Genomic DNA, 24,355 nt, shown 5'->3' on the forward strand with positions numbered 1-24,355 from the left:
ATGCGCACCTTCAGGCTCAAGATGAATTGGAATAAAGTGCGGGTTTGTTGGATCATCTGGTCTGCTTATAGCGCCAGGTAATGTGTCAGCTTGAGCATGTGCCCGCTGATACTGGCGTTTCCAGTTATGTAGAAGGTTTTGGTTGATGCCATGCTCTCGAGCGATACTGGCAATTGATCGACCTGAGTCTGTCGCTTCTTTTACTAAAAGTGCTTTAAACTCGGCGCTGTAACTTCTTCGTTTGGGTGTATTAGGAGATTGTGTTGTCATGTTAGTGTCCACGATTATTTGTTCATGGACACTATCTCGCATTTTTTAATAGAAAAAAAGATGGGATGGTCGGATGCTTACGACTGATTAACAAATATAGGTTTTATCTTTTGGATATAATATCTATCGTTGTAATCCATATAATTTTCTTGGCTAGGCTGAACTATCCGACGTGATATTTTCTGATAATACTCATCGAAAGTAATATCGAGGTTTAATGGAAAATCCTCAATATTACTCAAAATTTCTAGATTGTACGTGTCTCTCATGAATATTTTAAGTCGTAATAAATATTCATAGTATTTGAGCATAAGTCTTTCGGAGCCATTCTCATCAATTGTATAATGAGACACAGACTTTTGGGTTAAACTATGAAATTTATATAAAAATTTATATTGTCCTTTAGACTTTATATTCTCTATTGCTTTTTTCTTATGTTCATAATTGTTTGGGTCAGCATCTTGACCATTAACATATATTTTTTGGAATACATACTCAATTAAATTTCTTAGCTGGGATAAAATATTTTGTGACAGTAATCCTCTTTCTGTTTCATCAAAAACAGAAATATTCTTACCAATGTTTCTATCAGTATCCAAAATTGCTTTGTCAATATTCAACATGCTTTCCTCTCTCACATGATCTACAACTCCTTCAACTGCCTCATCTGCTCACTCATAACCTTAAGCTGACCTTCAAGCTATGCAAGCTTAGCCTTCTCGCCTTCACCCACTTCTGCATTTGCTGACAAAGCCTTCGTTATCAAACTTACGAGCGATGCTAGTAGCCTGTTTCTAGATAAAAGTAGACGTATATCCTCTAAATATTTGCTTTAAAATCATTACCATATATAACTTATACTACAATTTAAACTTATCTAAAACAAATAAAAAAGCCACCATAAAAATGGTGGCTAATAAAGTGATGTTTGCTGTTGCGTGAGGGACGAGCGCCGAGCAAAGCCAATAACAATCGCCTACGCATGACCCGCATATTTCTCCCTGTCTAAATCAGTAGATACTGAGGCCATGCTTTTTAGGCTTTTTGTTTTTGCTCTGTTTTGATTACAAAGCTTTTAACTGCTCCATCTGCTCACTCATAACCTTAAGCTGACCTTGTAGCTCCTCAAGCTTCACTTTCTCCGCCTCAACGACTTCCGCAGGAGCTTTACTGACGAAGCCTTCATTCTCAAGCTTACGGGCGATGCCATCAGCTTGCTTCTGAAGTTTTTCTTGTGACTTGGCCAGACGCTTCAGCTCAGCGGTTGGGTCAATCAGGCCTTTCATCGGTACTAATACCCGTAGCTTACCGACCATACTTGATGAGGATAATGGCACTTCGTCACCCTCTTGAACGATGGTTAGGCTCTCAACTTTGGCCAGTGCTTTGAACTGGTTTTCGATACGGTTTAGACGCTCTACTTGCTCCTCAGTGATGTTTTCAAGTAGCACAGGCAGACGCACCGCATTACCCAGCTTCATCTCACCGCGGATGTTACGCACGCCAGCGATTAGCTCTTGTAACCAAGTCATGTCGTCTTCAACTTGCGCATTCACTTGCGATTGGTCCACTTCTGGGAACTTCGCTACCATTATGCTGTCGCTGTTTTTGCGGTCTAATAACGGCGCAACTGTCTGCCAAATCTCTTCCGTGATATAAGGCATCATCGGATGGGTAAAGCGCATCGCGGTCTCTAGGACATGCAGTAGCACATAGCGAATTTGCGATTTGCGCTCATCAGTGACGCTGTCATCATTGAGGCTCGACTTGGCAAGCTCTACATACCAGTCACAGTATTCGTTCCAGATAAACTCATAAATATCATGGCTAACCATGTCTAAGCGGTACTGGGCAAAGTGCTGATGAATATTGGCAATGGTTGAGTTAAGACGGCTCATAATCCATTTTTCTGGTAATTCCCAGACATCTACGTTGGCTGCGGTGTCGATAGGTAGAGCGTTGCCCTCTTTGTCAACACAGTTCATCAGTACGAAGCGGCTGGCGTTCCAAATCTTGTTACAGAAGTTGCGATAGCCCTCTATTCGCTTCAGATCAAAGTTGATGTCACGGCCAGTGCTGGCTAAAGAGGTAAAGGTGAAACGTAGCGCATCGGTACCGTACGCTGGGATACCCTCTGGGAACTCTTTGCGGGTTTGCTTCTCAATCTTCGCCGCGTCTTTGGGGTTCATCATGTTGCTGGTGCGTTTTTCGACCAAGGTTTCTAGGTCGATACCATCGATTAGGTCGATAGGATCTAGTACGTTACCCTTGGACTTCGACATTTTCTGACCGTGGCTGTCACGCACCAGACCATGCACGTATACCGTCTTGAACGGAACTTGCGGTGTGCCATCTTCATTCTTCATGAAGTGCATGGTCAGCATAATCATCCGGGCCACCCAGAAGAAAATGATGTCAAAACCAGTCACTAATACGCTGGTTGGGTGGAAAGTCTCAAGCACACGCTTATCATCTGAGCTGTCGCCCCAACCTAGGGTGCTGAACGTCCATAAGCCTGAGCTAAACCAAGTGTCTAGCACGTCTTCGTCCTGACGCAGCTCAACGCTGTCATCTAGATTGTACTTGCTACGAACTTCGGCTTCATCACGGGCAACATAGATATTGTCGTCATTGTCATACCAAGCTGGAATGCGATGACCCCACCATAGCTGACGGCTGATACACCAGTCTTGTAGGTCGTTCATCCATGCCATATACATGTTTTTGTACTGCGCTGGGACAAATTCAATGCGGCCATCTTCTACCGCTTCGATAGATGGCTTAGCCAGCTCTTCAACCGCGACATACCACTGGTCTGTCAGCCAAGGCTCGACGATAACGCCACTGCGGTCACCACGAGGGGCTTTTAGGGCATAGTCTTCTATCTGGTCTAGCCAGCCTTCATCGGTAGCTTGCTCAACTAGCTTCTTGCGGGCATCAAAACGATCTAAACCAGCATAGGCTTCTGGCGTAGCTTCAAGCTCAGGGTTGCGGGTTTGCAGATTGGGGTAAATCTCCATCTCTGGCAAGATATGCGCATATTTATCGAAGATATTGATAAGCGGGGTATTGTGACGACGGCCCAACTCATAGTCATTGAAGTCGTGAGCAGGAGTGATCTTAACCACACCGGTACCAAATTCAACATCAACATAGTCGTCCGCTACAATAGGTACTTCACGACCCGTAATTGGCAAGGTAATGGTTTTGCCTACTAAGTGTGCATAACGCTCATCTTTTGGGTTTACCGCAACCGCTGTATCGCCCAATAAGGTCTCTGGACGGGTAGTTGCTACTACCACATAGTCTTTGCCGTCTTGAGTCTTAACTGATTTGTCAGTGAAATAGTAACGGAAATGCCACAGTGAGCCTTGCTCATCATGGTTCTCCACTTCTAGATCAGATAAGGCGGTTTGGAACTTAGGATCCCAGTTGACCAGACGCTTACCCCGATAGATAAGACCGTCTTCATGCAAACGCACAAACACCTCTCTTACCGCTTTGGATAAGCCTTCATCCATGGTGAAGCGCTCACGTGACCAGTCAACCGATGAGCCTAGACGACGAATCTGACGGGTGATGTTGCCGCCCGACTCTTCTTTCCACTCCCATACTTTGTCGATAAAGTCTTCACGAGTCAGGTCAGTACGCTTAATGCCTTCGGCATTTAGACGACGCTCAACCACCATCTGGGTGGCGATACCAGCGTGGTCAGTACCTGGCTGCCATAGGGTGTTGTCGCCTAGCATACGATGATAGCGAGTCAGAGAGTCCATAATGGCGTTGTTAAAGCCATGACCCATGTGCAAGCTACCGGTGACGTTCGGTGGTGGCAAGGCGATTGAGAATGACTCATCGCTGTCATATGTTGGCTTAAAGTAGCCTTTTTCTTCCCAGCCTTGGTACATACCCTGCTCGACTTCGCCTGGGTTGTATGCATTTTCTAATTGTTTTAATGCTGATTGGATAGATGCCGTCAAGTTTTGATTGCTCATAATAGAAATGTCTTATGTTTGATGATGAATGGTTAATAATGGATGTTTAAAATAAAACACAAAATATAAATGAATGGGATACCATGATTTTAACGCAGATGGCGCAATTTTGTTAGATGGTAAAGCCAAATGTGTAAGCGCAAGGCTACATAGGTAGAGGCGGCGGAACTCGAGGATTATCCACGCTATATACGGCAGTGCCATAAGCGATGGCTTCGACCATACTGCCGGTAAGATTGATGCTGGTCACTTCTAACCGCAAGCCGTATACCTGATTGTAGCCCAAGAACTGAGCTTCTAACTTCATACGCAGCACAGCTTCACGGCGGGCACGTTCTAATAATGTCTCATAGGTAATGAGGTTTTTGCCAAACACACTTAACACACGAGCGATAATCATTTTAAAGAAATCTTGCGCAATGACTACGCTGCCCATTACCAGTACGCCTTGGGTGCCCTCACTGATTTTGGGCTGATAAAAGCGCTCGCTTGAGACGACGATGTGACCCAACTCTTTTTCAGCCACATCAAGGTATTTCATATGATCGCCTTCATTGAGGCGGCCGAATATCCAGCCCCCAAAAAACAAGCCAATAAAAACAATATTGTTAATAAAAAAGTCAAAAACCGCATCCATTACTGTAAGCCCTTATAGTAATGGATGTCGATTGAACTTTGTCTCTGGCTCAAATTCATTGGTTTTTTGTGCTCTCCGGCGGCAATGGAGGAATCTGTGCAGTTTGAGAGGTGGCACTAAAAGGATCGCTATTCAGGTTGACTGTATGCCCTACGGGGCTATTGAAGCCAGTATTATTATCAGCAATAGCCCTGACCGCAGTGCCATAGACAAACAGCTCAGACGCCCCTTGAGCAATACTCGAGGTAGAAAACCGGATACCCACAACGGCATCAGCGCCCAGTGCTTCTGCCTTTACCAACATACGATCTATCGCCTCTTGACGCGACTCTTCCAGCAATTCGGTGTAAGCAGTTAATTCACCACCGACAATATTTTTTAGACTGGCAAAGATGTCTTTACCGACATGCTTAGAGCGTACGGTACTGCCATACACCACATCCAATCGCTCGGTTATGATATAGCCTGGCAGGTGTTCAAGATTGGACAGTTGTATGCTCATGTTTTACTCTTCGGTATTAAATAATAAAAACAGCTCGCTTAAGTTGCCCTCAATGCTATTGGCCATCTGCGCCAACGCATCATCATCTCGGCGAATGGCTGCCAAGTCTTCATCTTCTTCCCCATCGACGGTATCAATACCGCTAAATACCATCATCGGTAAGGTCAGCATGGCCACATCTTCAGAGCTTTCTTCATCGCTAAACCAGTCTACGTTTTCATCGCCGTACATGGCATCAACGAAACCAATCGACCAAGCGGTTAATTCAGATTCTGGCGAAAAATCCATTTCCCCTGAGTCTTCATCAATCTCTAACGGCAGAGCGATACCTTCTTCGCTTTGTAAGTCCTCTAACAACTCCGCACGCCATTCTTCAATAGCCGCTTTTACCTCAGCACTGACCTTCGACTCTTGACCTTCAAATAATAGCGATAACCAGTTAGGTAAAGGCTTGCCAACTATCGTTGCGGTCAAAAACCCGTGAGTGGCCACACTGTCTAGACCATGGGCATTGGCGTCAGAATCTAGGAAGTTTTGTAACTCTTCTAAAGTCATAATATTCTCATTTATTTGTAATTTGAAAAGATTGCGGGATATTTTTGGCGCTAATAACAGCTAGAGCTAGATGTGGCAAATAGAGAGTGGTGTGAATGAACGATAGATGTATTTATTCTCCCACTAAGTACTAAGTTAGGTAGAAAAACTTAGTAGGTAAAAAAGGGCAGCGGTCAGCTTGGGGCTAACCGCTAATATTAATCATCTTCAGCTTCGTCATCGAAGTCTTCATCATCAAAGTCTTCGTCGTCGAAGTCGTCAAAATCATCATCAAAACCATCTCTTAGCTCACGAGCCAAGCGTTTTTCTTCTAACATGTTGTCGATTAGACGACGTTTTTCTAAACTGGTTAAGCGCGCTGCTTCCGCTTCTACTTCATCCACTTTTTTTGCGTCATCATCATCTTCAAAGTTGTCATCATCGAAATCATCAAGATCATTATCACTCATTTCGTCATCCTCTTATGTTCATGGTCTGATCTGACCTAGCTGATCTGACCTAGTAAGTTTAATGGGTTACTTTTCACTGAGGTTGATAATTGGTAGCAATTACCAACAAACTATACCTATATTTATAAAAACGCTAGTTTAATTAAGTTAGCCCATTTAGTTAATAGGTAATAGAAAATTTAATTTAGAGCAGAAAGTAGTACCGCATCACGAACCTCGATCAAACGCTGCATCATGGAGTCGCTCACCCCTTCTAATGAAGCACAATCACGCTCATAAACCGTAGTTGGATTTTTCAAGCTATTCAATTGGGTATAACCGCGTAATTGCTTGATTCCTTCTACTGGCAGTAAAGCAAGGATATCCCCCGCTTTGGCATTGTTAACCAGCAACTGCTCCATTTTTTCACTGGTAGCCTGGTCACTTATCCCAGCGACCACCTGTAAAGCAAAGCGCTGTAATTCGCGATGCTTTATATAAGTGACTTCATTTAGCATGACATAGGCTTTGGCCAACATGATTGCCGCTAAGCCTGCCTTACTATGGCTAGTGGTCGCCAAAAATTCAACCGTTGCCCCATTTTCATCAAACACCGGCTTATTATTTAGCTTAATACCAAATAAAATCGGTTGTTTCAATACCTCATCAATCGTACGCTGCAATAACTGCGTACACAGAGCAAAATAAGGCTCTGACTTTTCAAACGCTAACGCACTCAATAAGGAGTTAGGGTCATAAAAGCGAATTTTTACCGTAGCCACCTCAATCGGTCTATTGGCCACTAAAGGTTGTGGTTTGGCTTCTGTCGTTGTGGCTTTAGTGGCGGATTTAGCACCATCCGCTGATGCAGTCTCTGTGTTGCCAGCGGCATTATCATCTATTTTAGTTAAAATGTCTCGCTGAGAATCATCTGTAGTGCCTAAAACAGGTTGTGCTGCGTCTTCAACCTCATAATCACCCTCATCCGCCGCTTTTTGCTGAGTTTTAATATAGTTTCCTAGCGCTTTACCGATACTTAGTCCATCACTAGGCCGAGTCTCCTCAGCTGATGACTCATAATCCTGACGCTGCATAGCCACTCGGCCCATTCCCTGACCTTGGTTTTGGGTGAGTAAGTAGTCCTGAACATCACGACTAAGCGCTGCCAGTTGCTCACGCGTAGGACGCGCCACATAACCGTATAATAGCCAAATCAACAGGTGGGTAATAAACGACCCTAAGATAAAGACCCACTGCGAGGCAATAATCTCACCATTACCCGTATCGCGTAAAGTCATATTGACGGTACCAATAACGGTATCCCCCATAATGACTTGGCGACTGATGCTCTTGCCCTCTAAAAGCTGAGCTTGTCCAGTTTGGACCAGTACCTGATTATCAATGTCTTTTACTGTTAAACTGGCGACGGTGTTTTCACTGGTATATCGTCCTGTCAAAACACTTAAACTCACTTTATCCTTACTCAATAAAGGCAGTTTTACTTCGTCAATCAGTTGAACTAGCATTCTTTCGCCGGTTTGCATTTTAAGCTCATCGAGCTGCTGATTGGTGCTAATCAACAACAATGTGGTCTGGATAAAGAAGCTGATGAGAATAATTATGGCAAACAAGCCTTGCCGTGGCGCTAAATAGGTCATGTTATGCTAAACTTTTGTTAGTAGGTAGGGGTGTCCCGTCTTGGGCACGCTCTATTATTCCTAATCTTGCTTACGCTTACAAGGGGCTTAGCTCACCATGACAAAAAATACTACAACTAACCACCAAAATAATGCGATTTTGGCCTCTCAAGACACCTCTGCATCCTTGAGCAATGCCACTGCAAACTTCGCCCACTTTGGATCAGGCATGACTGCGCACCTAAAAGCTTGGATTAGCGCCTTACAAAAAGCCAACGACTTATTGCCTAGCCACTTACGCTTTGATGACGTGGATTTTGCAGAAGAAACCCAAGGGAACGGCAAAATCTCATTGAGCCTTATTGAGCAGTTAGAAGACCTGCCGGTATTTGCGCTATCAGTTGTGGTACAAAAGCAGGCTTTATTACCCGTAGAGTCTGGAGAAGACAAAAAAGCAGCTTTCGAAGCTCATATAGCCGGCTGGGCGGCCCAAAACCCATCATGGCAAATTATTAAAGTAGTTCGTAGCACCGATGCGCTACAAGACAGCACTGGTAGAGACCGCTTAACTCCTGTGCTTACCTACCGTTATATTTTAATGCCAACAGACACGGCCACCATGCAGCCCGGCAAAAAATCAGCGGCTGCTCGCCTGCTTGATGATGGTATCACCGCACATTTACGTCAATTTATCGAAACCTTGCCTATCACCCACGACCTAGGTGGTGACGCGGCCATTGATTGTCATATTGTGTCTTTGGCAAAAATGTTACGCCCACACCGTGTCGCTGTATTTGATATGGACTCTACCTTAATTGAACAAGAAGTGATTGTGGAGTTGGCAAAACACGCCAACATTGGCGATCAAGTCAGTGAGATTACTGAATCAGCGATGCGCGGTGAGATAGACTTTGATACCTCCTTTAGTGAGCGAGTGGCTCTATTAGAAGGTCTGTCCACCGATGCTTTAGATGAAATCCAACAGCAGCTGACCCTATCTGCTGGGGCTCGTACCCTTATTGCTACTCTTAAATCGTTGGATTATCACACTGTCTTGGTCTCTGGCGGCTTTACTTACTTCGCCGAGCGTATTGCGCAAGAGCTTGGTATTGATGAGGTACATGCCAATGACTTAGATATCGAGGAAGGTGTAGTCACCGGTAATGTGAATCTACCCATCGTTAATGGTGAGCGTAAAGCTGCTTTGGTACAGCAAGTAGCAGATCGCATGAACATCAGTACTGCTCAAGTTATTTGTGTCGGGGACGGGGCAAATGACTTACCCATGATGGCCCTTGCAGATTTAGGCGTGGCTTATCATGCCAAACCCATTGTGCGGGCTCGTGCAGATGCCGCCATCAATGCCACAGGACTTGAGGGCGTATTATATGTCCTAGGTTATGCCGCTCAAGACCTGCTATAAGCTGTTGATATCTTTACAATACCTCGGTCCATCTTATAGAGTCATATCGATAAGCATATTGCTGCTATAAGGCTTGGTAAGCCGCTCAGGGTATTAGCGGCATGGTCTTCGGCAGTATTATAGTTAGCATAAAGTCAGATTCTATTGCTACCTTAGGTGGCTATAGAGTCTGACTTTTTTATTTGCTATTTTTTGAATTGGTGTTCTAACCAAGATAATTTGCAAAAAAGTTAGCTTGTTGGGCTACCCTGAAAAATATTTACAAAATAAATTATTTTTCTTTTTTTATCTTTTTTTGTGAGTCTTAAGCCCCCTCTAGCCTAGACGCCGGTGTCAAATTTTTGCCAAAACTAAACGACAATGATTGTCGCAAGTTCTCTAGATATTCTTTGTATTTTAAAAAAACATCGGCATAATAACTATTAACCAATCGCAACATTCGACTTCTTACACACAGCTTTTGTGTTGTACCTGTTGACCGTTCACGAGGCAAATTACATGGCAACTTTTACCACTATAGCTACCAGCACACCTGGGCTATCTGGAACTTTTAATTGGTCTACTCTAGGTTATATGCTTCTCGCTGTAGGCATATTAGCCACTTACCTATCTGGTCGTCGCTATCTATTGGGTTATTTACTTGGCGGTATGGGTTATTGGGTACTAATCGAGGGTATCCAGTCTATCGTGGTTAATGTCACCGCAATGAGCAGTGGTTATGGCTATCTAACTGCTGTCCTACTTACTATTGCTGTAGCAGGCTCTTATTTAGGCTATCGTTATAGACAGTTTATCGCCACTATGGAAACTCAAAAAACTGGGGTTGAGTCATTAAGCCGCCGTGCCGCGCCACTTTCGAGAGCCGTTAAAGCACGCACGCCAAAAGATAAGTATATTGAACACACCCCTATTTATAATAATTACAAACCGCGCTTTCGCAATTAATTGAGACCGATGAATTCAAATTAACCCACTCAAGCCAACCCTAAAATAATAAAGAGTTCAACTCATTAATTTAGTTAATAACAAACACTAAAAACCTTATAAATTTTCGTAATCCATAGCTAATATATTGATAACGCCTCATTATTTAATGAGGCGTTATTATTTTTAACCTAGTGTCTTTAACCTAGTGTTTTTAATTGAGCATTTTCAATCTGGTACTTCTAACTTAGTGCTTTTAATTTGGTAGTTCCAAAATGATATTTTTAAAACAGTAACTTGGTACCAAAGTAGCTTACTTAGAATTGCAAAACGCTTACAACTGACCATATAAATTGACAATAAGATGGATTACAATAGAGATATCTTTATATAGTGGCTTTATAAGCTACCTAATATCTCTTCTTTTATCTGGACTCAATTATGTTTACTGTGCCTGTTTTAAATATCAAAGCCAATCCTTTAGATGCTTTATTGGCGGTAGTTGGCTATCGTTTATCAATGTTGGCCAAAAGTGATGACCCAAACATTCAGCAAATCTTAGAAGGCCGTAAAGTATCGATCGAGCTTGGTAGTGAAGCGGATGGTATTGCCCGCTACTACGTCTTTGATGAAGGTACTTTTCAGCAATATGCTGGTAAAGCAAATGAGCCAAGTCTGCGTATCGACTTCAAAGACTCAATGACTGGCGTTAAGCTATTAACAGGTGGTGACGTTGCCGCTTTCATGACTGCCATTCAAGACAAAGATCTTAAAATGGAAGGCGATTACAGTTTATTGATGTGGTTTAACCAGCTGGCCAAACATATCGTTCCAGCAGTGCCAGAAGAGCTTAAACCCCTGCTAAAAAAGGCCCGCCCGCTAACCGAAAAAGCACAAGACTTAGCCACGCAAGCCATCCATTTAGCAAAACAAAAATTGTCTAAGTAAAACGGGATATCCCCTCACCCTTTTACTTGAGGGTTATCATTTCAGTGCTTTCTTTTGCTTTGATTGCGGTGATTCAGAAACCTTTAAACTTTTACTCAATGCCTAGGTGGTTTATGCTACTTAGGCATTTTTGTTATTCTAAATAGTTACAATTAGATGATACAATCAACCCAATCATAAAATTCAAACTAATAATAAGGCAGCCTAAGGAATAACACAGCTAATTAAGTTGGCTAAACGTCCTTAAGTTGCTAATTTACAAAGGATTGTCGTATGAACACCTTAGTTCACCCTGGTACTAACACCTACGGTGAGGACCATAAAAAAACAACAGCCACAGCTGAGCGGCAGACCACGAATGAAATCAGCCGAGAGTACATTGAATCGTTGTTTGATATGCCCTTTATGGACTTGCTGTTACAGGCACAAAGCGTCCATCGTCAGCATTTTAATGCCAACGAAGTCCAAGTTAGTACCTTATTGTCTATTAAGACTGGGAACTGTCCTGAAGACTGTGGTTATTGCTCTCAGTCCGGTCATTATAGAGACAAGACCGGGCTAGAAGCAGAAAAGCTATTGCAAGTTGACAAAGTAATAGCAGCGGCCAAAAAAGCGAAGGCTTCAGGCTCATCTCGCTTTTGTATGGGCGCAGCTTGGAAACACCCTAGTGATAAGGACATGCCTTATATTGCCACCTTAATCAAAGAGGTTAAGGCTTTGGGGCTAGAGACTTGTATGACCTTGGGTATGCTAAACGCCGAGCAATCACAGCAATTGGCAGAAGCCGGACTTGATTATTATAATCACAACTTAGATACCTCGCGTCGTTACTATGATGAAGTGGTAACTACCCGTAGCTATGATGACCGCCTGCAGACTATTGAGCATGTACGCCGCTCTGGGATTAATGTCTGTAGTGGTAGTATTGTCGGCATGGGAGAGAGCCGAGAGGATCGCATTGACTGGGTACACCAATTGGCCAGCATGCCGCTGCCACCAGAGTCTATCCCTGTCAATCTGTTGGTACCTATTAAAGGCACTCCTTTGGGTGACAAAGTACTCAGTGAGGGGCAGCTATCGGTACTCGAGTGGATTCGCACCATTGCTGTAACTCGTATCTGTTGCCCAAGCAGCTATGTGCGTCTGTCAGCTGGACGAGAAAGCTTGTCTGATGCTGAGCAGGCCTTAGCCTTTATGGCCGGTGCTAATTCCTTCTTTTATGGAGATAAGCTGTTGACGACAGGTAATGCCAGTCAATCAAATGATGACAGACTTATGAATCAGTTGGGACTAAAGCCGATGGCGCCAAAACCTGCTTTAACCGTAGTCGACGCGCTAAGTGGCCAAAAGAGCCAGGTTTAAAAAACCAAGTTTGACGTTTTATACCTCTGATAATTAAACTAATATCTATAACTAAATCAGTAACTTAACTGGAATAATAACCATGGTGGATTATTTTAACTGGATAAAAGCTGCCCACGTCATCTCTATGGTATGTTGGTTTGCGGCTATATTCTATTTACCTAGATTGTTTGTTTATCACGCTATGAGCGATGATAAAGTGAGTCAGGACCGCTTTGTTATTATGGAGCGTAAGCTTTTTCGAGGGATTATGACCCCCTCGATGATTGCCACTTGGATCTTTGGATTATGGATGTTGGTCTTAGGCTGGGAGGTTTACAAAACTCAGGGCTGGCTGCATGTTAAGTTACTGCTAGTGGTTTTATTGTCCGCTTATCATGGCCTTTGTGGTATCTATCGTAATAAGCTGATTGAAGATCCAAATTTCAAAAGCCATGTCTTTTGGCGCTGGTTCAATGAGATACCAGTACTAATCTTAGTATCGGTAGTGGCATTGGTGATCGTCAAACCATTTTAAATCCAGTCCGACGCCGCTGTTAAGCTTATAAGCTTGGGCGCATCACGTTATAGGTATGCGTGACATCGTATACCTTATAACGGGCCGGCTCATTGCGACTTTCACCGGCATAGCTCAAAATCAAAGCCTCATTCTTCTCACGATTAAGCCACCCCACAAACAGGCCACTGTGCTCAATATCGTTGTAACCATGATTGATATAATACAGCCAATCCCCAGGCCGTATTTCATTGGTATCGATAAAGGGACCGTACGGATACTCACCTTTAAATATCGTCTCTTTGTTTACCCCTGCTCGGTTAAAAGCAGCATTCAAATAATCCCAACAAGAACCTTTGATAATCTCTTTATTATCAAGGGCCATTTGGCGTACGGTACGTAGTACTTGTTGACTGGCTCCCACTGAGCTTTGCTCAGCTCGGTACAGAGTGTCTATATGCTCAGCTTGAATGTTGGGAGCAAAGGCATAGTTCTGATAAAAGCTTGCTGTTGCCGGTGAGCCAAAAATAGGGGCAGCAGCATAACCTCTTATAGGATTAGATTGACTGAAATTCTGGCTCTTTTGGCGAATAAGTTCGGCCAAATCATCGGCGTGTAGCAGTGAGCTTGGTAGCAGTCCAAGCAACACAGCAGTAATTAGTGGTAAGCTTTTAGTAGTTGCCAGCTTTAAGCTGTGATGACAGCGTTTGCCTACGCAGTTTTTAGGGTTGGAAAAATGGGCTTTTTTTCTTATTGAGAGCATCATTTTCAAAGTGGACACATCCTTGTGCCCCTCCTTTATAGCAAGCCAATATTTCAGGTAGCTACCTAATAGTTCATCTTTAATAGTTAGCACCTACCTAATAGTTCATATCCTAAATATAAACCAAGTTACAACACTAACTCAAGTACTATCGTACCGATTAACAGCTTCTAAAAGAGGCAAGTTGAGGGCAGCACTATAGCACTATAAGAAAATATAGATAAGAAGAAAAAGAAGAGTAACGAGGGAAATGAAATTTGAAAAAATGGGGATGGGCGATAAAGCTAAGACGACTGCATTTTAATATTGGCATTACGCTTGCCAAATTTCTGACCTTGCAGGATAGCTTGCATGACTTGGGCTTCTTTTTGACTGTCAAAGCCAGAGACCTGACATTTGGTATTCCCATCGGCTGTGGTAATGGTTAATACCGTACCCGCAACCTCAATAGTGTCGCTTGAAGCCACAGAAATATGCTGAGTTTTGCCAAAGTGATTGTGCACAAAATGGCCTGGCTGTACTTTTAGTAGGCCCGAGGTAATATGGTTTTGATCGCCTTTTTGACGCTCACGCAGTCTATTGAACACATAACTACCGACAATCAATAGCCCTAACGCCCCTATTGCCAGACGTTCAGGCAATAAGCTCATGGCCATTGCTACGGCCAAAGCGCCGGCCAATAGAGCCACTGCAAACCAAAACACACCGTCGCCTTGACCGCGTGTTTTGCCTGACAAAGTTATGTTGGCACCATTATCCGTAACCTGCAGCATAATTTGTTGTGTCCTATTGGCTGACTGAGCTAATTATTGGCTAATAATCTTTTACCAGCCTAGCGCCGTTTGCTGTAACTTCACTAAATCGGCAATGCCTTTTTCGGCCATCGCTAACATTTTATCCGCTTCAGCACGGGTAAAAGGCTTCTCTTCTGCTGTGCCCTGAATCTCGATAAACTCCCCTTTTTGGGTCATTACCACATTCAAGTCGGTATCACAGCTTGAATCTTCTTCATAGTTTAAGTCTAGCAGAATTTCGCCGTTTTTTACCCCAACCGACACCGCAGCTACTAAGCCTACTAAAGGATCTTCTTTCAGCTTTTTTTTCTGCTGCAGTACTTCTAGCGCATCGATAAGTGCAATGGCTGCCCCAGTAATACTAGCGGTGCGAGTCCCACCATCAGCTTGTAACACATCACAGTCTAAATAAATGGTGTTTTCACCCAGCTTATTTAAATCCACCATAGCTCGTAAGCTACGACCAATCAAACGTTGGATTTCTTGGGTACGACCCGATTGCTTACCGCGCGCGGCTTCTCGCTGATTGCGGGTATTGGTAGCTCGAGGTAGCATGCCATATTCTGCAGTCACCCAGCCTTGTCCTTTGCCCTTCAACCAACGAGGTACGCCCGCTTCAACACTTGCTGTACACAATACTTTGGTGTCCCCAAAACAAACCAAAACTGACCCTTCGGCGTGTTTGGTGTAATTACGTTCAAAAGTTACTGTACGCAGTTGATCCAGCTGGCGGTTATCTATACGCATCGCTAAGTTATATCCTTTGTCTTTGATTGGTGTGGTTCTTTATTTAACGGGTAGCTCTTTTTACTTAGGGGTAGCTCTGTAGTTAATAACACCCCATATAACGGTTTTTACTAGCGGTTTTTACTAGGGCCAAAAAAGCTTTTTACTTTATTGGCCCAAGTTTTTGCTTTATTGCCCCATGTAGGCTTGGTCATCGTAACTTGATGACTAATCAATAGCAAGCGCTAGTCATCGCTATTTATTATTCAAGACCTTCCATTTTACGTAGCTCTTTACGTAGGATTTTACCCACGTTTGATTTTGGCAACTCATCGACGAACTGCACAATACGAGGACGCTTATAGCCGGTCAATTGTTTTCTACCAAAATCAAGCAACTCTTGTTCGGTCACATCCACACCAGGCTTTTTCACCACAAAGATTTTTGGATCTTCACCGCGCTTATCGCTAGGAACACCAATAGCCCCTACTTCTAAAACAGCAGGGTGCTCTGCCATGGCCTCTTCAATCTCGTTTGGATAAACGTTGAAACCAGAGACCAAAATCATGTCTTTTTTACGGTCGACGATTTTGATAAAGCCTTTTTCATCTAAGATACCAATATCGCCGGTTCTAAAGTAGCCGTTTTCAGTGAAAGCTGCTTTGGTATCTTCAGGACGATTTCGATAACCGACCATTACCTGAGGGCCTTTCACACAAATCTCACCTCGTTCCCCAACTGGCATCTCATTACCTTCATCATCAACTAAGATGATATCAGTGCCAGGAGCAGGTACCCCAATCTTGGCAGTGAATTCAGAGATGTTCATCGGGTTAAAGCTCACCACAGGGGAAGTCTCAGATAAGCCATAGCCTTCTACAATAGGTAGTCCTGTCAACTCATGCCAAGCTTTGGCAACGCTTGGTAATACTGACATACCGCCGCCAATAGAGGCTTTTAAATTAGAGAAATCTAATTTTTTGAACTTCTCATTGTGGACCAAACCATTGAATAAGGTATTTACGGCAGGAATGTAAGCCGGCTTATATTTGCCTATCTCTTTAATCAAACCATCTAAGTCACGTGGGTTAGGAATTAATAATGCGGTACAACCCTCATGCATAGAGTACATGCCACATACCATAAACGAGAACACATGGTATAAAGGCAAAGCGGCCAACAGCACTTCACCGCTGCTAGTATCGCCAAAAGCGGCTCGCATAACCGTGTCAATCTGTAGCATATTGGCAATAAGGTTACCATGAGTCAACATCGCACCTTTTGCGACACCTGTAGTGCCCCCAGTATACTGCAGCAAAGCCACATAACTTTGGTCCAAATCAGGACGCTGATACTGATGTGCTGACACTGAGTCCAAAGCTTTTTTAAACTTAACGCTGTTTGGTAATGAGTAGCTTGGCACTATTTTTTTGATATGGCGTACCACAGTGTTAACCACTAGGCCTTTAACCGTACCGAGCATATCGCCTAAGCTACAAACAATTACGTGTTCGATATCACCCTTGTTTTTTACATCTTCAAAAGTCTTGGCGAAGTTCTCAACGATAAATATCGCCTTAGCACCACTATCAAGCATTTGATGCTCAAGTTCACGACTGGTATACAGCGGGTTAACGTTAACCAAAATCATGCCGGCACGCAAAATACCTAACGAAACGATAGGATATTGCAGAATATTGGGCATCATAACCGCCACTTTATCGCCCACTTTAAGTCCTAAAGACTGTAGGTAAGCGGCGATCTGACGACTACGATTGTCCAACTCACGATAAGTAAGCTTAGCACCCATACAGACATAAGCATCACGATTGCCATAACGAGCGAAGTTACGCTCGAACACTTCTAATAAAGAGGTGTCATCAGCAGGCTTTTCAATCGAAGAAGCTAATCCATAACGCTCATAAGATTCTAGCCAAGGGCGGTCACTAGGGACATCGATATAGGTTGGAAAAGTACCATGAATTTCACTTGGAGAGGTTTGATTGGTATGGTTAGAAGCTGTTGTCATGTAATTACCTGTAGAATTATTTTAATGGAATAATAAATGCATTATTAAGCATAGCTCTTCATCAAATAAGAAGTTGTAAAGTTATTTTTTAGCAAAAAAATGCATTGGTGATAGTGTTTTATAAAGCTTTTTCTATAACTTTCAGTCAAGCATTTGGCTATTTCATAGCTCTAAAAAACAAAACTGCCTACATAAGACGGTTAAAAATCTATAAAAAACAAGCATTCTCTTTTTTTAAAGAAAAAAAGGATACGTCGCTCAATGCTCGTATCCTTTTGAATTAATCCTTTTGAGTTTTTATTGTACTCGGTAACCACTTAAACTTAAAGTAGGTTATTTTGACTGACTTTATAGTAAAGCCAGTCTTTTGTTACTAATTTATTAACCAAGCTTTCTGAAAAACTAAGCTCTAGATAACTAATGCTCTATAAAACTAATACTCTAGATAATTAATGCTCTATAAAGCTAAGCTCTATAAAACTAAGCTTTATTCTTAGCAGCTTCCATTTCACGTAAATCTTTACGTAAAATTTTACCCACGTTTGATTTTGGCAGCTCATCTACAAATTCTACAAAGCGAGGACGCTTATAGCCGGTTAAGTTTTGTTTGGCGTAATCTAGAACTTCTTGTTCAGTTAAACTTGGGTCATTCGCCACGATGAAAATCTTCGGTACTTCGCCGCTCTTATCACTTTCGACACCAATGACCCCACATTCTAAGATTTTGGGATGATGTGACATGACGTCTTCTACTTCGTTTGGATACACATTGAAGCCTGAGACGATAATCATGTCTTTTTTGCGGTCAACAATCTTGAAGTAGCCGTCTTCGTCCATTACTCCGATATCACCGGTACGGAAGTAGCCATCTGGGGTCATAACTTCAGCCGTTGCCTCTGGTCGTTTCCAATAGCCCTTCATCACCTGAGGGCCACGCACGCTAATCTCACCGCGTTCACCAATGGCAACTTCGTTGCCTTCTTCATCGAGAATGGCCATATCCGTCGCTGGGAATGGCACTCCAATATTACCTGGGAACTCATCTAGACCCATAGGGTTGGCTGAAGCAACCGGCGAGGTTTCTGATAAACCATAACCTTGAACGATAACGTTGCCAGTACCTTCTTTCCACTTCTTAGCGGTGTCTGTTAATACAGCCATACCCCCGCCCATAGACATCTCAAGTTTACTATGATCTAGTACTCGGAAGTGTTCGCTATTAATTAGGCCGTTGAACAAGGTGTTAACTGCTGGGAAGAAGGCGGGTGGATAATCTTTATAGGCTTTAAGCAAGCTTTTGCCATCACGTGGGTTGGGCACCAATGAGTTAATACCCCCTTTGCGCAGCCCGTACATACAGCAAACCGTAAAGGAGAAAATATGATATAGAGGTAAAGCGGTCATAATAACCGGCTGCTCATTCAGTTCCTCATACTTGTCAAAAGCATCGCCAATATAAGTGTCGGCTTGAATCAGGTTGGCAATTAAATTGCCATGAGTTAACATTGCCCCTTTAGCAACGCCTGTGGTACCCCCAGTATATTGCAGCACCGCCACATCTTCTAAACCAAGGTCTGTAGGACGTTGATAGGTTTTACTAGCCCCAATTTTCATCGCTTTTTTGAAGCTAACGCTGCCTGGAATATTGTAAGCAGGTACCATTTTCTTCACATGGCGAACCACAGTATTGACGATAAAGCCTTTTACCGGACTCATTAAATCGCCCATAGAGGCAACGACCACATGATCAACGGTCTTGCTAGCAATATCAGCATAAGTTTTGGCAAAGTTTTCTAGGAGAATAAGGGCTTTGGTATCGGAATCTTTTAGCTGATGCTCAAGCTCATGAGTGGTATAGAGAGGGTTGACGTTCACCAAAATGAAACCGGCACGGATAACGCCTAGGATACAAACTGGAGATTGTAGAATGTTAGGCATCATTACCGCCACTTTATCGCCTTTCTTTAGGCCCAGTGACTGTAAGTAGGCAGCGATGTTTTTGCTGTAGGTGTCTAAATCATCAAATGATAGCTCTTGATTCATACAGACAAAGGATACTCTGCCTTTATGCTTAACAAAGCTTTCTTCAAAGATTTCAATTAAAGAGGTGTTGGCGGGTGGCATTTCGATATCGTATTGCATGCCAAACTTTTCGTAAGTTTTTAGCCAAGGTCTGTCGTTGCGGCGAAATTGGGTGGTTTGATTGTCCATAATCTGTAAAGCTCCTCAAGTCCTACTTAAACTTCCTAATTCATTAGCAAAATTTATTGTGTAATAACAATAAAATAGCCACTAGTGGTATTTTTGTATCTAAAATACACTATTTAACTTCTATATGACAACTAATATGTTGATAAAAATTAAAATAGGCATGACTCAGTGAATCATTTAACTTATTAAACTCCACGTCATCAGTTGACGCATAGAATTCATATTGTCTTTTTAATTCCGCTGATATCCTATACGATACGCTTATCCTATACGATACGCTAACTATATAGTGGATAGCGTACCGCTACTGTTATAATACCCACATCTAACAATACTATAAAGACTGCTCTATACTTTACAATAGCTTAAACCAAAAACATCTTTTATTTTACAGCCACCTAAAAACTTTTTATATAAAACAAGGCAAATTTACTGATTATGTCTGATATTTCAAATATCCCACCCTCTTCAGCTGTTATTCCTAATGAAGCGATGGACACTCGCTCTGTAGCAGAATTCACAGAACAGGCTTATCTGAACTATGCCATGTACGTGATCATGGATAGAGCTTTGCCGCATATTGCGGATGGTTTAAAGCCGGTACAGCGCCGTATTATCTATGCCATGAGTGAGTTGGGACTGAAATCAACCACCAAACCCAAGAAGTCGGCACGTACTGTCGGTGACGTCTTGGGTAAATATCACCCTCATGGTGATAGCGCGTGTTATGAAGCCATGGTTTTGATGGCGCAGCCTTTTAGCTATCGCTATCCTTTGATCACCGGTCAAGGTAACTGGGGTAGCCCAGATGATCCGAAGTCCTTTGCTGCCATGCGTTATACCGAAGCCAAAATGTCCGCTTATGCCAATACCTTACTGGCAGAATTAGGACAAGGCACTGTTGATTGGCAAGACAACTTTGATGGCTCGATGCAGGAGCCGGTTACCCTACCTGCTCGCTTACCCAATATTTTGTTAAATGGCACCACAGGTATTGCTGTGGGTATGGCCACTGATATTCCTCCGCATAATTTAAATGAGGTGGTTCGAGCTGCCATTCGTCTGCTAAAAAATCCAGAATTATCAGTTAAGCAGCTGACCCAGTCTTTGCCTGCTCCAGACCTACCAACAGCGGCCGAAATTATTACTCCCAAAAAAGACCTGCAGGCAATGTATGAGTCGGGACGAGGCAGTTATAAAATGCGGGCGGTTTATCATGTTGATAAACAAGAAAAAAACTTAGTCATCATTGACGCTCTACCATATCAAGTTTCAGGCAATAAAATTCAAGAGCAGATTGCCAAACTGATGATGGATAAGAAGCTGCCTTGGGTGGTGGATATCCACGATGAGTCGGATCATGAAAACGCCTGCCGTATCGTACTAGAGCTGCGCTCTACCCGAGTCGATGTGGACCGAGTAATGAGCCACTTATTTGCCAGTACCGATCTTGAGACCAGCTATCGTGTCAATATGAACATGATTGGACTTAATGGCAAACCTCAAGTCAAAAACTTAAAAGAGATCTTAGAAGAATGGCTGGTTAGCCGCCGTCAAGTGGTCACCCGTCGCCTATTATTCCGTTTAGACAAAATCGATAAACGCTTGCACATCTTAGCGGGCCTATTGATTGCTTATCTGCATATTGATGAAGTCATTCGCATTATTCGTGAAGAAGACGATCCAAAAATGGAGCTGATGAGCCGCTATGACTTAAGCGAGATTCAGGCCAATGCTATTTTGGACATTCGTCTGCGTCAGTTAGCCCGTTTACAAGAGATTGAGCTTCGTACCGAAAAAGACGAGCTTGAAGCCGAACGTGCCATTATTCAGGAACTGCTGGATAACCCTGAAAGCCTCACTAACTTGATGATTGAAGAGTTAGAGGCGGATATGAAGGAGCATGGCGACAATCGCATGTCACCAGTGGTAGAGCGTAAGGAAGCTACGGCTCTTAAAGAGTCGGACCTTGTGCCTAGCGAACCCATAACCGCTATTTTATCAAAAGCTGGTTGGATCCGTGCCGCCAAAGGTCATGATGTCGATGCCACTGGCATGAGTTACCGCTCAGGTGACAGTTATCAAGCCCATGTACGCAGTAAATCCAATGAAAAAATCCATATTTTGGACAATACTGGTCGCAGCTATAGTATTGATGCCCACACATTGGCCTCTGCTCGAGGCCAAGGCGACCCATTAACCAGTGTGTTAAAGCCCGCGGCCGGAGCCAGTTTTGAGCAGCTTTTGGCTGGTGATGATCAGCAGCGTATTATATTGGCCAGCTCACAAGGCTATGGCTTTATTAATACCTTAGGCAATTTAGAGACCAATCAAAAAGCTGGTAAAAACGTCATTAATTTCGACCAAGATGCCAAGCTTCTCAAAGTGGCCTATATCGATGTTAAGCCCGATAGCGCTGAAGATGAGCAACGTGAAACCTTGGCGCAAGACCAAATTGCCGTGGTGACATCCGCAGGTTACTTATTGATATTTGCTATAGATGAATTACCTGAACAGCAACGCGGTAAAGGCAACAAGCTGATTAATCTAAAGTCAGGGGAAGAAGTTATCGCCGTTACTGCTCTGCATCATGAAGACAGCCTACTCATCACAGCGGGTAAGCGTCATGTGACTTTAAAGCCCATAGATTTGGCCAACTACACAGGCAAGCGCGGCAACCGTGGCAGTCAACTGCCCCGTGGGTTCCAAAATGTGAGTGATATTGAAGTGGCAGAGTAGTTATTTACTCTGCTGCTTACCCCACTTAGCAAATAACAGTGTCCCCTCTCCAACCTTTGAATTGAGTATAGTAATGTTTTTGGTGTCTTATTATTTAAGGCTGCTGCCTTTGCGTAAGCCTTTGCCAAACCGTTTTTTAATCATTTCAGGCCTAATGATCTCAGTAGCCTTAATTGGTTGCTCGTCTTCTAACAGTGAGACTCCAGGCGTTGCCGCTGATTCTGTGGAGCAGCTCAAAGATGATCTTTTAGAGGTATTAACTCCTGAAGCATCTCCTGAATTCGAGATTGAAGAGCCCGCCGAACCCATTAAACAACTTCAGCCAAATGTTAGTCAGCAATTTATTGGCGATACCCCTTCTCAGCTACGTTTGGCCAAGGCTTTTCCGAAGTTGCCTTACAGCCTAGAGGAACTACCTGAAAAAGCACAGCAGGTAAATGCCGCTCAGTGGACGCCCGATGCCATCTTAGATGAGAACTTAATCCTCAAAATCCAAGGCTTGCTTAATTACAACCATCACTCTGTGGGCGCTGTCGATGGCCGCTTTGGTGAAAATGTCATCAAAGCTTTACGAGTGTTTCAAGAAAAGCACGGACTTGAAGCTGACGGCCAGATGAACCCTGAGACTTGGGCCAAACTGACTGAAAATGTAACGATTGCCTCTCAGCCGGTATTGGTCAATTATCACCTAACCAAGGAAGATGTGACTTTAATTTCACATCCTAAGGGACAGCAATTCACCAGCATCCTCGAAGCTGTGGCTGAGAAGTTCCATATGAGTCAAGGTCTGCTATTGAGGCTGAATCCTGAGACCTCATTTGAGGAAGGTGAAACTATTTTGGTATACAATCCTTACCAGCCCAACGAGCAAGAAGTACATAGAGTGGTGGCGGTTAAAGCCAAAAACTTACTGTACGCTTACAATGATAAAGATGAGTTGGTAGCCAGCTATCCTACCACGATGGGAAGCGTGTATAAGCCTTCACCAGAGGGGGATTACAAAGTTCTCAGTCGCATCAAAGATCCGACTTATAACAGGGACTTTAGTAGCGAGGATAGTGTGTTGCCATCAGGCCCGAACAACCCAGTAGGCCGAGTTTGGATTGGTATCAACAAGCGTGGCTATGGTATTCATGGCTCACCCAATCCTGAAAGGATTAGCCGCCAAAACTCGTCAGGCTGTGTGCGTTTAACCAACTGGGATGCGCTGGGGCTCTACGGCACTATTGAGGAAGGAGCTAAAGTAGAGTTCTTGTAGCCTTCTTAGTGCCATAAAAAGTCTTACTTTATAATAAAAAAGCTAGGCTCATTGCCTAGCTTTTTGCCTAATACATCTCGTTAATTAGTACTCTTATTAGTGCTTTCATTTTAGCAGCTTAGCAAGTGCATATCCTTATCAATATATCCATCAATTATTACATGAAGTGACCAATCATTCTTATGAATAAATCCCTGACCAGTATTTGCATTAAATTTAAACGACCTTTTTAAACAATAAATGCATTACCCTCAATAGCTTACAAAGATTCTAAATTAAAATTTTTATAGAAACACTATTGACAATAACTAACAATATTAATAACCCCACTCTCAACACTTTTAGGGGTTGAAAAAAAATGACACCTCACTATCCTTAAAGTTTTCGACCAAGAAGACCAAGGACAATGAGATGCCACTTGACGAATTTATCATTAATATCTATCTGATGGTAGAGCAATATTACAACTTAGTCGTTCAAAAACCGTTAAGAAGAGGCGGATTTGCGCCTAAACTTAGCGATACTGAAATTATATGTATGGAGCTAGTTGGTGAGTTTATGGGCATGGATCAAGACAAACAAATCTGGCAATATTTTAAAAACCACTGGCTGTCTTGGTTTCCAAACCTTGGCTCTTACCCTAACTTTGCTAAACAAT

The 24,355-nt window shown here is 43.0% G+C and carries 20 protein-coding genes and 1 pseudogene; 8 read left to right on the forward strand and 13 right to left on the reverse strand.

All coding sequences use genetic code 11. The annotated features are described in order from the left end of the window. The 8 genes from G561_RS0111175 to G561_RS0111210 all read right to left on the reverse strand — a co-directional run. Positions 1 to 270 (reverse strand): transposase (locus G561_RS0111175; RefSeq protein WP_028859636.1); only part of this gene is annotated, 270 nt, incomplete at its 3' end. Positions 271 to 347: 77 nt separating this feature from the next. After that, positions 348 to 893, reverse strand: coding sequence for a hypothetical protein (locus tag G561_RS0111180; protein ID WP_028859637.1), 546 nt, complete (start codon positions 891 to 893; stop codon positions 348 to 350). Positions 894 to 1,334: 441 nt separating this feature from the next. Next, positions 1,335 to 4,265, reverse strand: coding sequence for a valine--tRNA ligase (locus tag G561_RS0111185; RefSeq protein ID WP_037032304.1), 2,931 nt, complete (start codon positions 4,263 to 4,265; stop codon positions 1,335 to 1,337). Positions 4,266 to 4,410: 145 nt separating this feature from the next. Continuing rightward, positions 4,411 to 4,902: a YbjQ family protein gene (locus G561_RS0111190; protein WP_028859639.1), complete on the reverse strand. Its 492-nt coding sequence runs from the start codon at positions 4,900 to 4,902 to the stop codon at positions 4,411 to 4,413. Positions 4,903 to 4,957: 55 nt separating this feature from the next. Next, entirely contained in the window at positions 4,958 to 5,404 is a 447-nt protein-coding gene (locus G561_RS14550) for a YbjQ family protein (RefSeq protein WP_028859640.1), read from the reverse strand. Between the two features lie 3 nt (positions 5,405 to 5,407). Continuing rightward, on the reverse strand, positions 5,408 to 5,959 hold the full coding sequence (locus tag G561_RS0111200; RefSeq protein WP_028859641.1) for a YecA/YgfB family protein: 552 nt from the start codon (positions 5,957 to 5,959) through the stop codon (positions 5,408 to 5,410). Between the two features lie 197 nt (positions 5,960 to 6,156). Further along, positions 6,157 to 6,408: a PA3496 family putative envelope integrity protein gene (locus G561_RS0111205; protein ID WP_028859642.1), complete on the reverse strand. Its 252-nt coding sequence runs from the start codon at positions 6,406 to 6,408 to the stop codon at positions 6,157 to 6,159. A 179-nt stretch (positions 6,409 to 6,587) separates the two neighbouring features. Continuing rightward, a complete protein-coding gene (locus G561_RS0111210; RefSeq protein ID WP_028859643.1) occupies positions 6,588 to 8,045 on the reverse strand; it encodes a hypothetical protein in 1,458 nt (485 codons plus the stop codon). A 97-nt stretch (positions 8,046 to 8,142) separates the two neighbouring features. Between G561_RS0111210 and serB the strand changes: the two genes are divergently transcribed. From serB to hemJ, 5 genes are all read left to right on the forward strand, one after another. After that, on the forward strand, positions 8,143 to 9,447 hold the full coding sequence (serB, locus tag G561_RS0111215) for a phosphoserine phosphatase SerB (protein WP_028859644.1): 1,305 nt from the start codon (positions 8,143 to 8,145) through the stop codon (positions 9,445 to 9,447). A 498-nt stretch (positions 9,448 to 9,945) separates the two neighbouring features. Further along, a complete protein-coding gene (gene aciT / locus G561_RS0111220; RefSeq protein WP_028859645.1) occupies positions 9,946 to 10,392 on the forward strand; it encodes an AciT family ciprofloxacin tolerance protein in 447 nt (148 codons plus the stop codon). Between the two features lie 420 nt (positions 10,393 to 10,812). After that, on the forward strand, positions 10,813 to 11,319 hold the full coding sequence (locus tag G561_RS0111225) for a hypothetical protein (RefSeq protein ID WP_028859646.1): 507 nt from the start codon (positions 10,813 to 10,815) through the stop codon (positions 11,317 to 11,319). Positions 11,320 to 11,592: 273 nt separating this feature from the next. Further along, complete coding sequence (gene bioB / locus G561_RS0111230) at positions 11,593 to 12,681, forward strand: biotin synthase BioB (protein WP_028859647.1); 1,089 nt, start codon at positions 11,593 to 11,595, stop codon at positions 12,679 to 12,681. An 82-nt stretch (positions 12,682 to 12,763) separates the two neighbouring features. Continuing rightward, positions 12,764 to 13,198, forward strand: a complete 435-nt coding sequence (hemJ, locus tag G561_RS0111235) for a protoporphyrinogen oxidase HemJ (RefSeq protein WP_028859648.1) — start codon at positions 12,764 to 12,766, stop codon at positions 13,196 to 13,198. A 25-nt stretch (positions 13,199 to 13,223) separates the two neighbouring features. Here the strand turns inward: hemJ and G561_RS0111240 are convergent, their stop codons facing one another. The 5 genes from G561_RS0111240 to G561_RS0111265 all read right to left on the reverse strand — a co-directional run bounded on the left by G561_RS0111240 (position 13,224) and on the right by G561_RS0111265 (position 19,700). Beyond that, on the reverse strand, positions 13,224 to 13,958 hold the full coding sequence (locus tag G561_RS0111240; RefSeq protein WP_227674071.1) for a hypothetical protein: 735 nt from the start codon (positions 13,956 to 13,958) through the stop codon (positions 13,224 to 13,226). Positions 13,959 to 14,224: 266 nt separating this feature from the next. Next, positions 14,225 to 14,713 carry a hypothetical protein gene (locus tag G561_RS0111245; protein ID WP_028859650.1) on the reverse strand — a complete coding sequence of 163 codons (489 nt, stop codon included), beginning with the start codon at positions 14,711 to 14,713 and terminating at the stop codon, positions 14,225 to 14,227. A gap of 51 nt (positions 14,714 to 14,764) precedes the next feature. Next, entirely contained in the window at positions 14,765 to 15,481 is a 717-nt protein-coding gene (gene rph, locus G561_RS0111250) for a ribonuclease PH (RefSeq protein ID WP_028859651.1), read from the reverse strand. A 241-nt stretch (positions 15,482 to 15,722) separates the two neighbouring features. Continuing rightward, complete coding sequence (locus G561_RS0111260) at positions 15,723 to 17,489, reverse strand: AMP-binding protein (RefSeq protein WP_028859652.1); 1,767 nt, start codon at positions 17,487 to 17,489, stop codon at positions 15,723 to 15,725. A gap of 480 nt (positions 17,490 to 17,969) precedes the next feature. Next, entirely contained in the window at positions 17,970 to 19,700 is a 1,731-nt protein-coding gene (locus tag G561_RS0111265; protein ID WP_028859653.1) for an AMP-binding protein, read from the reverse strand. Between the two features lie 438 nt (positions 19,701 to 20,138). Here G561_RS0111265 and parC point away from each other — a divergent pair, with 438 nt between their 5' ends. The 3 genes and pseudogenes from parC to G561_RS0111280 form a co-directional block, all read left to right on the forward strand. Then, a complete protein-coding gene (parC, locus tag G561_RS0111270) occupies positions 20,139 to 22,439 on the forward strand; it encodes a DNA topoisomerase IV subunit A (RefSeq protein ID WP_028859654.1) in 2,301 nt (766 codons plus the stop codon). 109 nt (positions 22,440 to 22,548) lie between these two features. Continuing rightward, positions 22,549 to 23,697 carry a L,D-transpeptidase family protein gene (locus G561_RS0111275; protein WP_227674072.1) on the forward strand — a complete coding sequence of 383 codons (1,149 nt, stop codon included), beginning with the start codon at positions 22,549 to 22,551 and terminating at the stop codon, positions 23,695 to 23,697. Positions 23,698 to 24,108: 411 nt separating this feature from the next. Next, positions 24,109 to 24,355, forward strand: a pseudogene (locus G561_RS0111280) (IS982 family transposase); the annotation flags it as partial.

This window comes from Psychrobacter phenylpyruvicus DSM 7000 = NBRC 102152 (assembly GCF_000685805.1).
Taxonomy (GTDB): Bacteria; Pseudomonadota; Gammaproteobacteria; order Pseudomonadales; family Moraxellaceae; genus Psychrobacter; species Psychrobacter phenylpyruvicus.

Excerpts from the sequence above, each read along its gene's own strand:
- G561_RS0111205 (WP_028859642.1), bottom strand. The coding sequence starts at position 6,408 with ATGAGTGATAATGATCTTGATGATTTCGATGATGACAACTTTGAAGAT.
- bioB (WP_028859647.1), top strand. The coding sequence starts at position 11,593 with ATGAACACCTTAGTTCACCCTGGTACTAACACCTACGGTGAGGACCAT.
- G561_RS0111265 (WP_028859653.1), bottom strand. The coding sequence starts at position 19,700 with ATGGACAATCAAACCACCCAATTTCGCCGCAACGACAGACCTTGGCTA.
- hemJ (WP_028859648.1), top strand. The coding sequence starts at position 12,764 with ATGGTGGATTATTTTAACTGGATAAAAGCTGCCCACGTCATCTCTATG.
- G561_RS0111200 (WP_028859641.1), bottom strand. The coding sequence starts at position 5,959 with ATGACTTTAGAAGAGTTACAAAACTTCCTAGATTCTGACGCCAATGCC.
- aciT (WP_028859645.1), top strand. The coding sequence starts at position 9,946 with ATGGCAACTTTTACCACTATAGCTACCAGCACACCTGGGCTATCTGGA.
- G561_RS14550 (WP_028859640.1), bottom strand. The coding sequence starts at position 5,404 with ATGAGCATACAACTGTCCAATCTTGAACACCTGCCAGGCTATATCATA.
- G561_RS0111225 (WP_028859646.1), top strand. The coding sequence starts at position 10,813 with ATGTTTACTGTGCCTGTTTTAAATATCAAAGCCAATCCTTTAGATGCT.
- G561_RS0111245 (WP_028859650.1), bottom strand. The coding sequence starts at position 14,713 with ATGCTGCAGGTTACGGATAATGGTGCCAACATAACTTTGTCAGGCAAA.
- parC (WP_028859654.1), top strand. The coding sequence starts at position 20,139 with ATGTCTGATATTTCAAATATCCCACCCTCTTCAGCTGTTATTCCTAAT.
- serB (WP_028859644.1), top strand. The coding sequence starts at position 8,143 with ATGACAAAAAATACTACAACTAACCACCAAAATAATGCGATTTTGGCC.
- G561_RS0111185 (WP_037032304.1), bottom strand. The coding sequence starts at position 4,265 with ATGAGCAATCAAAACTTGACGGCATCTATCCAATCAGCATTAAAACAA.
- rph (WP_028859651.1), bottom strand. The coding sequence starts at position 15,481 with ATGCGTATAGATAACCGCCAGCTGGATCAACTGCGTACAGTAACTTTT.
- G561_RS0111180 (WP_028859637.1), bottom strand. The coding sequence starts at position 893 with ATGTTGAATATTGACAAAGCAATTTTGGATACTGATAGAAACATTGGT.
- G561_RS0111190 (WP_028859639.1), bottom strand. The coding sequence starts at position 4,902 with ATGGATGCGGTTTTTGACTTTTTTATTAACAATATTGTTTTTATTGGC.
- G561_RS0111210 (WP_028859643.1), bottom strand. The coding sequence starts at position 8,045 with ATGACCTATTTAGCGCCACGGCAAGGCTTGTTTGCCATAATTATTCTC.
- G561_RS0111260 (WP_028859652.1), bottom strand. The coding sequence starts at position 17,489 with ATGACAACAGCTTCTAACCATACCAATCAAACCTCTCCAAGTGAAATT.